Origin of the sequence: Larkinella arboricola (genome assembly GCF_003259745.1) — a bacterium.
Lineage (GTDB): Bacteria > Bacteroidota > Bacteroidia > Cytophagales > Spirosomataceae > Larkinella > Larkinella arboricola.
The window spans coordinates 1,042,856-1,052,218 of sequence record NZ_QLMC01000002.1 but is presented as its reverse complement, the minus strand read 5'-3'; the positions used below and the strand labels follow the sequence as shown (position 1 = coordinate 1,052,218).

Here is a 9,363-nt window from a genome sequence, read left to right as displayed (position 1 = left end):
AACCACATCACCTTTGCCGTCGACGGCATCAACATCGATGATACCCACGGGGGCGTCTTTGAGAACAACAAGATCTACCGCGATGGCTCGGCCCGTTACCCCACCACGCTGGTCAATCACGTGCTGGTGATGAACTTTGCCGACAACGTGGCCGTGCTCAACAATCTCTTCAAGGTCATCAACGGACCGGCTCAGAACAGCAACGATGGCGAGACGATCATCGCCGAAGGCGGAGGCAAGACCCGCCCCGATGAAGAGACGGGCACCGTCAGCGGGGCTTCGGCCACCACCCTGCGGGATGATAGTAAGAACTGGGGTAGTGTCAAGCAAAGTCCGGTAGTAGCCATTGTAAACGGCAAGGGCATGGGCCAGTGGCGCAAGATCGTCAGCCGCAGTGGTAACACGCTGACGCTGGACCGGGCCTGGGCGGTGGTGCCGGGGGCGGGCAGCCGGTATGCCATCTTCAACTGGGGTGCTCAGAACTGGCTCATCAAGGGCAACACCATGGAGGGTAACCGGCGGGGCATTACCTTGTATAAGAATGCCACTACGCAGGTGGCCATTGTCGACAACACGCTGCTCAACAGCGGCTCGATTGACCTGATGCCTTCCCAGCAGATGCGGGGCAGTATGCAGACGTTGATTCCTATGTATAACAACCAGATTGTGGGCAACAATGTCTCGAACACCGACCGCAGCAATGGCAACTTCATTGGGATTCACCCGGTGCAGCACTCTCAGGAGAAGACCTTTGGGACGACCTCGATCGGGTTGGAGATGCGCGGCAACCGGCTGACGGCGGGAGTTCCCAATGTGGGGGCGGTGGTGGATGGGGATCCGTATCCGGAGGGGTATTTGAACTATCTGGAGTATCACCCGCCGGGCAAGTTCTATGTTGATGAGCAGATTCCCTCGGTGCTGGGCAGTATCCTGGAGAACAACACGGCTATCAACTGTGATCATGCGATCCATCTCAACACGGGCACTTATAATACCTATGTATGTGGAACGAATGTAAGCAATGTCAAAAATTTAGTGAATGATGTGACCTTCGATAAGGTGAGCCACGGGGCGGTGCAGACGGGTTCGTGCACGCCGATAGCGGCTCAGCTGACGGCGGATGCAGGAGCGGACCGGACGCTGGTGCTGCCCACCAACAGTGTGGTGATTACGGGTGTGGCCACCAGCAGTCCTGCTGACAACATTGCCAGTGTGTCGTGGGTAAAGGTGTCGGGTCCGAACCCGGCCATCTCAGGACAGAGCACCTTGAATCTGGCCTTGAGCAAGATGCCGGTGGGTACTTATGTGTTCCGGCTGACGGTGAAGGATAAACAGAACCGGCAGGTGACCGATGAGGTAACGATTGTAGTGGCGTCTTCGGGTTCTCCTTCTCAAACGCCTGAGCCGTCAACTCCCTTAGCGCCTTCAACCCCACCATCGCCAAGTACGGATCAGCAATCGGTGGCCAGCTTTAGTTTGATGAATGCCGATACGGACAGGGAAATTGAAGTATTGTCTGATGGAGAGGTCTTAAACCTGGCGACGTTGCCGACGCGGAATCTGAACATCCGCGTCAACACCAACCCCACGCTGGTAGGGTCGGTCAAGATGGAACTGACGGGTAGACAGACCAAAACCCAGACGGAAACAGCCGCTCCTTACGCTTTGTTTGGCGATACGGATGGCGATTATAGAAACTGGACACCCACCACCGGTAGCTATACCTTAAAGGCAACACCGTATACAGAAGCAGGAGGAAAGGGAACCGCTGGTAAAGCTTTAACCATCAACTTTACGGTGGTGGACATGGTGGTTAACCGGGCTCCGGTGGCACCGGCATCCATTGCCGGGTTGTCGGCTCAGGTGGGCGTTTCGTTCACTTCGGGGGTACTGGCGGCTTTTACCGATCCGGAAGGCGGCTCATTGGCGTACACGGTCAGCGGCTTGCCACAGGGTCTGACATTCTCACCGCCCAGTCGGGTGATCAGCGGTACGCCCACGCTGGCGGGTAGCTTTACGCTGATTTATACGGCGACTGATCCGCAGGGCGCAACTGCCCAACAGAGCATGACACTCATCGTAAACCCCGCTGCTCCCGCCCTGGTAACCGGAAATTTTGAAGGTTTTCTGGATAAAGTGGAATGCGGCACAATCCGGGGCTGGGTGTGGGATAGAAACAAGCCCAATACCCCGGTTACCGTCGAGTTTTACACTGGCTCCACCGTCTGGGGGCGCACCGAGGCAAACATCTACCGGTCTGATTTAAAAACGGCAGGCAAAGGCGACGGAGCTCATGCCTACAGCTTCGAGGTGCCAGCGTCATTAAAAGGAACCGGTTCGAATGTGATTTATGCCCGGGTGCAGGGGAGTACGTATGTACTGAAAGAATCAGGTAAAACGCTCAACTGTCCTGTTCCGGCCCGGCTGTCGGCCGAAAGCCCCCAGAAGCTTCAGGTTGTCGTATTGGGCAATCCGGTTTCGGATCAGATACGGATGGAAGTGCTTGGCGCTGAAGGGAAACCCCTGCGGTTGCTGGTTACAGACCTGAGTGGCCGGCTCGTTGCCGAGTCGCAGGTTGATCAGGCCAGCGCCGTCGAACGTCCAGTGCTATCGGTTAGTAAAGCCACAACCGGTGTGCTGTTGCTCCAGGTCATCATTCCTGGGGAGTCCATAACTGTCAAAGTGCTGAAAGCGCAGTAAGAGAAGGCCACACCTACGCTATGTTAGGTTCTCCGGCAGATTCAGGCCAACAAAGTCCAAACGTTAAGTAATCGGCAGGTTTTTAGGTACCCACGTTATTAGCCAGCAGAAAATCGGCCAGCCCATACTCTCATGGGCTGGCCGATTGATTTATAGCTATTCCAGGCAAATTCAGGGTGCAAAGGGTCAGACAAATCCGCATCCGCAAGACAGATCCGTTTATGTTCTCGACTGATATTCAAATAAATAATACTGATAGGTCCACTTAAGGGATTAATGTAGAAAAAAACTCTTTTTCTGTAGAACGATCTACCCGCATCCCTCCTCCAGCATTTCTGTAAAGCGCTGGTTTTTAGTACTTCTTTCAACTTTCGGGCGCTGGCATAGATCTTGACAATTGGGGGTAACAACTTACTCGTGGGTCCAATATATATGATGCCGCAGCAACAACCCTCTGAAAACCAGCCTGTCGTGCAGAAGCAGACGATTCCAGTCATCGAAGAACAACCCGTGTTTGGTAAGCAGGTGGTTGAAACCGGGCGGGTGCGGGTTACCAAACGGGTCTACGAGGAAGAAAAAAACTTCGAACTTCCGATGCTAACTGAAGAGTTCGAAGTGGAACGGGTACCAATAAACCAATACATCGAATCGCCACCGCCAGCCGTCCGCTACGAAGGTGATACGATGATTGTACCGGTTCTGCAGGAGGTTATTGTGGTGGAAAAACGGCTGATGCTGGTCGAGGAGGTCCGCATCAATAAGCGGCAACGCATGTCCAAGGTGTCGAAATCGATAACGCTTCGCCGGGAAGAAGTAACCGTAGAGCGAACTGCCATTCCACCAGAAAATGAACAGCAAGTAAGTAGTTAATTATCTCAATTATTCAACGTTAAATTAGAAGAAATCATGGCACAAACAGTGATTGGCTTGTTCGACAATGAAATGGAAGCCAGAGAAGCCGTCGAGAAGCTGGTAAGCAAAGGGTTTACGTATGAGGATGTTGACCTGTCAACGCAGAACGCAGCGCTTTCAGAAACCGATCAGGCCACTTACCGCACCAGTAAAGACGACGAGGAAGGTTTTGGCGATAGCATTGGCAATTTCTTCGGGTCTTTGTTTGGCAGCAGTGATGAGGCCGATCGGTATAGCGAAGTAGCCCGTCGGTTAAAAGCGCTGGTCACGGTACATGCTCATTCCTCGGAGGAAGCCGAACGGGCAGCCGATATTCTGGACGATGCCGGTGCCGTGGATGTGAATGAACGCGCCAATCAATACGGCTATTCATCGGGCCTAAATACCACTGCAGGAACGGTATATCCGGAGTCGGATACGGCTTTGACCAATACAATGCGCACCGACATTGATATCGATAACCTGACTGACACAACCCGTGTTGATACGGATATGGATAAATCGATTCCGGTGATTGAGGAAAACCTTCAGATCGGTAAACGGGAAGTAACAACGGGGGGCGCCCGGTTGCGAAGCCGCATTGTGGAGCGCCCCGTGGAAGAGACGCTTCGGTTGCGTCAGGAGCGGGTAAGCGTTGAACGTCAATCGGTTAATCGGCCAGCTACGGCAGCAGATTTAGCGAACTTCCAGGATGCGGAAATTGAACTGACGGAACGGGCAGAAGTACCTGTGGTAAACAAAGAAGCACGGGTAGTGGAAGAAATTTCGCTAAGTAAAGAGGTAGACGAACGGGAAGAAACAATTCGCGATACGGTTCGTAAAACGGAAGTGGATGTTGAAAATCTGGATAAAGATCAATTCCGGGATCGAACCATTGATTAAAAATAGAATAACAAGTCAAGTAAAGAAAAAGAGATCGCTCATCATCAGCGATCTCTTTTTCTTTTAACAGCATCCTGACCAGAGGAGCGGACGTGACGAAATCATCAGGTTGTCTGCTGTATAGGCTGTGAAGTCACTTCGTGTAAAACCGTTAACTCACTTTTTTTCTAATACGTTTTTAATTTCTGGCCACGTTCTCTGCGATCCTGCCACCCCTGGCAACACCACTCTTTTCAAAACAGCATATGATCGGTTATGGTCTGAAGGGTAGGGCTTAATGTTCAAATAAATAGACAGATAACGTATAATAAAGTAACTGATTTTGCTTTCAATAACCGCTTGATTGTACGTTAGAAGAGGAGTTTAGTACGAAGTTTTGAACGCTATCCGGTTTGCTTCTTTTCTTGCGTTCTCTAATAAATTTTTAATATTTGCGTCCGTTACTTTCTTCATGTGATGATTTCTCCGGATTTCATCAAGGAGCTGGCTTGGCGACTGCTGTTTAACCACATAGCCAAGAAGCTGAGCCATATCCTCTCTTATGCCCAAACACGGTGCTGAACTTTAGCCCTGTAGGCGGCTGGGTTTGAGCATACAATTCCCTTGTCACACCAGGAATCTGTTGATAACGTTCAGGCTGCATAGGCGTGCCGTACACGGCTAATGGGTAGCGGTGGGCCTCTGTCTATTTGACGGAAAGACTTCATCCGTAAGTGCCTGTGCGCCCGATTCAATGCCTCTAATACATTTTAATACCTAACTCAACTTCGAATGAAACAAATCGTACGGAAACTCAAAGAACACTGGATTTTAGGGTGTTGCCTAAGCCTCCTGATTTTCGGTCAACGTCAGACGTATGCTGATAACCAGAACCGATTTAGCCGCATTAATCCCGCTCGACATGCGGAGCGGACTTCCAATAAAACAGAGGACCGGGCTAACACCCACCTGACAACCCTCGCCAAAAAAGCCCTTGCACTCGGGGCGGTAACTGTGCAGGGGGAGCTAAAGAAATGGCATAAAATCACCCTGCTGATTGAAGGTCCTACTACCTCCGAAACCAACGGCTCCAATCCCTTCCTCAACTACCGGCTCAACGTAACCTTCACCAACGGTTCTAAAAAATACGTGGTGCCGGGCTACTTTGCCGCCGATGGCAATGCGGGAAATACCGGGGCGACAGCAGGCAGTATCTGGAAAGTCCACTTCGCACCCGACCAAACCGGTACCTGGACGTACGCGATCTCCATGCGTAGCGGGACCAACATCGCCGTCAGCACGGATGCCGGTACGGCCGTATCCGCCCTCGATGGCAAAACGGGTTCTTTTACGGTATCAGCATCGGATAAAACCGGGTCGGACCTGCGGGCCAAAGGGCGGCTCAACTACGTCGGGGCACACTACCTGCAATTTGCCGAAACCGGCGAGTACTTTGTGAAAGGGGGCGTGGATTCGCCCGAGAATTTCCTGGCCTACGACGATTTTGACAACACCCCCGACAACGGAGGCAAACGCAAAAGCTGGAGCCCGCATGTGCAGGACTGGCGCTCGGGCGATCCCACCTGGAAATCGACCAAAGGCAAAGGTATCATTGGAGCCATCAACTACCTGGCCAGCGAAGGCCTGAATGCCTTTTCGTTTCTAACCATGAACATTGCCGGTGACGAAAAGAATGTTTTTCCGTACGTTTCTTCCAGCGACTACACCCGCTTTGACTGCTCGAAGCTGGATCAGTGGGAGGTGGTTTTCAATCATGCTGATAAGTTAGGTCTGTATCTGCACTTCAAATTGCAGGAGCGGGAGAACTGTAACCTGCTGGATGGGGGTAATCTGGGGGTGCAGCGGAAGGTGTATTTCCGGGAGTTGATTGCCCGCTTTGGTCACCACTTGGCCCTGAACTGGAATGTAGGGGAGGAAAACATCCAAACTGACCAGCAGCGCAAGGACATGGCGGCTTATCTGAATGCGACCGACCCTTATAAACACCCCATTGTGCTGCACACCAATATCAAAGAACACGATGCGGTTTATACTCCGTTGTTAGGCAGTAAGTCTGAGTATGTGGGCGTATCCAATCAGTCTAATTGGAATTATGTGTATGAAGAAACCCTGAAATGGGTTCAAAACTCGGCCAATGCAGGTAAGAAGTGGATTGTTGCCAACGACGAGCAAAACTCGATGGGCGTCGCCTGCGATGCCACCTATACCGGAGATCGGGGAACGGTAGCCGACAATCAGGACGATATCCGTAAGAAGTCACTCTGGGGATGCCTGATGGCCTCCGGGGCCGGGGTGGAGTATTATTTTGGTAATCTGACGGGCGAAACGGATTTGACTGCCGAAGACTTCCGGTCACGGGCGAAGATGTGGCGCTATAATCGCCACGCACTGAACTTCTTTAAGGCCCACGTGCCCGTAACGGAAGTCAAGCCGTTGGCGAGTGCAAGCCGGGGATGGTCGCTGGGCAAAGAGGGGCAGCTTTATGTCGTGTACTTACCCGATGGAGGCAGTGCCAACCTGAGCCTCAGCAGCAGTGGTACCTACACGGTAGACTGGTACGATCCCCGCAACGGAGGTGCGTTACAAAAAGGGTCGGTCAGGAGTTTATCGGGAAGTGGTACAAAATCGCTCGGCAATCCTCCTAATTCGGCGGGTCAGGATTGGGTGGTTCTGATCAAGGCGGAGGGCGAAACCGTTGCCTCTTCTTCCTACCGGATCAACGTGGGGGGCGGGAATTACACCACCTCGGATGGTAAAGCCTACAGCGCCGATAACTACGCCAGCGGAGGCAGCACCTATACGCGGGTGGGCGACATCACCAATACAACCCAGGATGCGCTCTACCAGACCGAACGCAACGGCGCCTTTTCATACAACTTTCCCATCAGCAACGGCACTTATACGGTCGTGCTACATTTTGCCGAGATTTATGCCACGGGCGTCAACCAGCGTAAGTTTAACGTCGATATCGAAGGCCAGCGCAAACTAACCGAGTATGACATTGCGGCCAAAGCGGGCGGGACCTGGAAAGCCGTCCAGGAAAGCTTTACGGTGGCCGTAACCGATGAGATGCTGACAATCAATTTTCTGAACGGTAGCATTAATAAAGCAAAGGTGTGCGCCATTGAGATTTTGAAAGGGGGGACGGCCGTCGTTACCACGCCGTTTAGAATTAATTCGGGTGGGGTCAGTTGCATCACCCCGGACGGCAAGGCTTTTGGGGCCGACAGTTACTTTAGCCGAGGGGATACCTATACCCGTGCGGGCGACATCACCAACACTACCCATGACGTGCTTTACCAGACCGAGCGCAACGGCGCCTTTTCGTATAATTTCCCCATCAGCAACGGCACTTATACGGTCGTGCTACATTTTGCCGAGATTTATGCCACGGGCGTTAATCAGCGCAAGTTTAACGTCGATATCGAAGGCCAGCGCAAACTAACCGAGTATGACATTGCGGCCAAAGCGGGTGGAGCCTGGAAAGCCGTGCAGGAAAGCTTTACGGTGGCCGTAACCGACGGCCTGCTGACGGTAAGCTTTTCGAATGGAAGCATCAATACGCCCAAGATATCCGCCGTTGAAGTGCTGGCTCCAACTACCAACACCGCACCGGTACTGGCGACGATTGGGGCTAAAACCGTCAACGAGGGCAGTGTGTTAAACGTCCCCTTATCGGCCACCGATGCGGATGGGGATGCGGTGACAATAACGGCCACGAACCTGCCTGCCTTTGCCAGTCTGAGCAACAATGTGCTGACGTTTGCTCCGGGCTCTCAGGCAGCGGGCAGCTACGCCATCACCGTACAGGCGACGGATAGCCGACAGGCCACCGATCAGGAAACGTTTACACTGGTGGTCAATGATGTACCAACGGCGGGTCCGGCGGTGGTTAACTTTACCCTGATGAATGCTGACAACGAGCAGGCAATTAAAGTACTGACCTCTGGTGAGCAACTGAACCTGGCGACGTTGCCGACGCGAAATCTGAACATCCGTGTCAATACCAACCCCACGACCGTAGGGTCGGTCAAGATGGTGTTGAGTGGTCAGCAGAAACGCACCCAGACCGAGACGGGCGCTCCCTACGCACTTTTTGGAGACAGCAACGGAAACTACAACAACTGGACACCAACCGTGGGCACATACAGCCTGACGGCTACGCCCTACAGCGGAGCCAGTGGCACAGGGACAGCAGGAACGGCGCTCACAATCAGCTTTCGGGTAATCAATCAGGCGGGTACGGCAAAAATAGGTGTAGAAGCCGATGCCGAAGAACTGCCGGTGGTTTACTACCCCAATCCGTTCCAAAACTCGTTTACTTTAAAAGTCCCAACCCGCCGGGAAGGGCCCTTGCCGGTACGGCTTTACGACGGCTACGGGCGGCTGGTGTATAAGCTGACGGATTTGTCGGACCATCAGCAGGTGATTGATCCGGGGCAAGGGCTGGCTGCCGGTTTGTATGTGCTACAGATCGGGGAGGGCCAAAGCGCCCGACGCTATAAGCTGATGAAAATCCACTGACAAAAATCCCTCCTGCCGAGCAGCAGGAGGGATTTTTGTATTACTACCGGGTAGTTTATGCTGCTCCGGTAGGCTTTGCGTTGTACCCAGCCACGTATACATATGAAGGTCCGTACAATAATATTTACAAATTCGTATGGGCGCAAAAGCTTGTATTTTTTAATCTCTTTTTAATTTGGTGCAGGCTTTTCCGGAAGCCGCTTTACCTGCTGTTTTAATTCGATCTGGCTACTTATGTAACCTCCTAGTTGATCGCACAGCCGTTAGCTGCCAGTCTCTAATCGTTAAAGGCCATTCCGGTCTACTAAAAAATCAAGTACAGAAAAATGCCTTTTCTTATCTTTT

4 protein-coding genes are annotated in these 9,363 nt (G+C 52.4%); all 4 read left to right on the top strand.

Annotated elements, in window-relative coordinates; all coding sequences use genetic code 11:
* A partial coding sequence (locus LX87_RS11385; protein WP_211325295.1) for a PKD domain-containing protein occupies positions 1 to 2,700 on the top strand: 2,700 nt, incomplete at its 5' end.
* 432 nt (positions 2,701 to 3,132) lie between these two features.
* Positions 3,133 to 3,570, top strand: a complete 438-nt coding sequence (locus tag LX87_RS11380; protein ID WP_229310628.1) for a YsnF/AvaK domain-containing protein — start codon at positions 3,133 to 3,135, stop codon at positions 3,568 to 3,570.
* A gap of 36 nt (positions 3,571 to 3,606) precedes the next feature.
* Positions 3,607 to 4,494, top strand: a complete 888-nt coding sequence (locus LX87_RS11375) for a YsnF/AvaK domain-containing protein (RefSeq protein WP_111628308.1) — start codon at positions 3,607 to 3,609, stop codon at positions 4,492 to 4,494.
* Between the two features lie 771 nt (positions 4,495 to 5,265).
* Positions 5,266 to 9,018 (top strand): malectin domain-containing carbohydrate-binding protein, encoded by a 3,753-nt coding sequence (locus LX87_RS11365; RefSeq protein ID WP_111628306.1) that lies wholly within the window; start codon positions 5,266 to 5,268, stop codon positions 9,016 to 9,018.
* Positions 9,019 to 9,363: the final 345 nt, after the last annotated feature.

Bases quoted from the DNA above. Each gene is read 5' to 3' on its own strand.
- LX87_RS11380 (WP_229310628.1), top strand. From the start codon at position 3,133: ATGATGCCGCAGCAACAACCCTCTGAAAACCAGCCTGTCGTGCAGAAG.
- LX87_RS11375 (WP_111628308.1), top strand. From the start codon at position 3,607: ATGGCACAAACAGTGATTGGCTTGTTCGACAATGAAATGGAAGCCAGA.
- LX87_RS11365 (WP_111628306.1), top strand. From the start codon at position 5,266: ATGAAACAAATCGTACGGAAACTCAAAGAACACTGGATTTTAGGGTGT.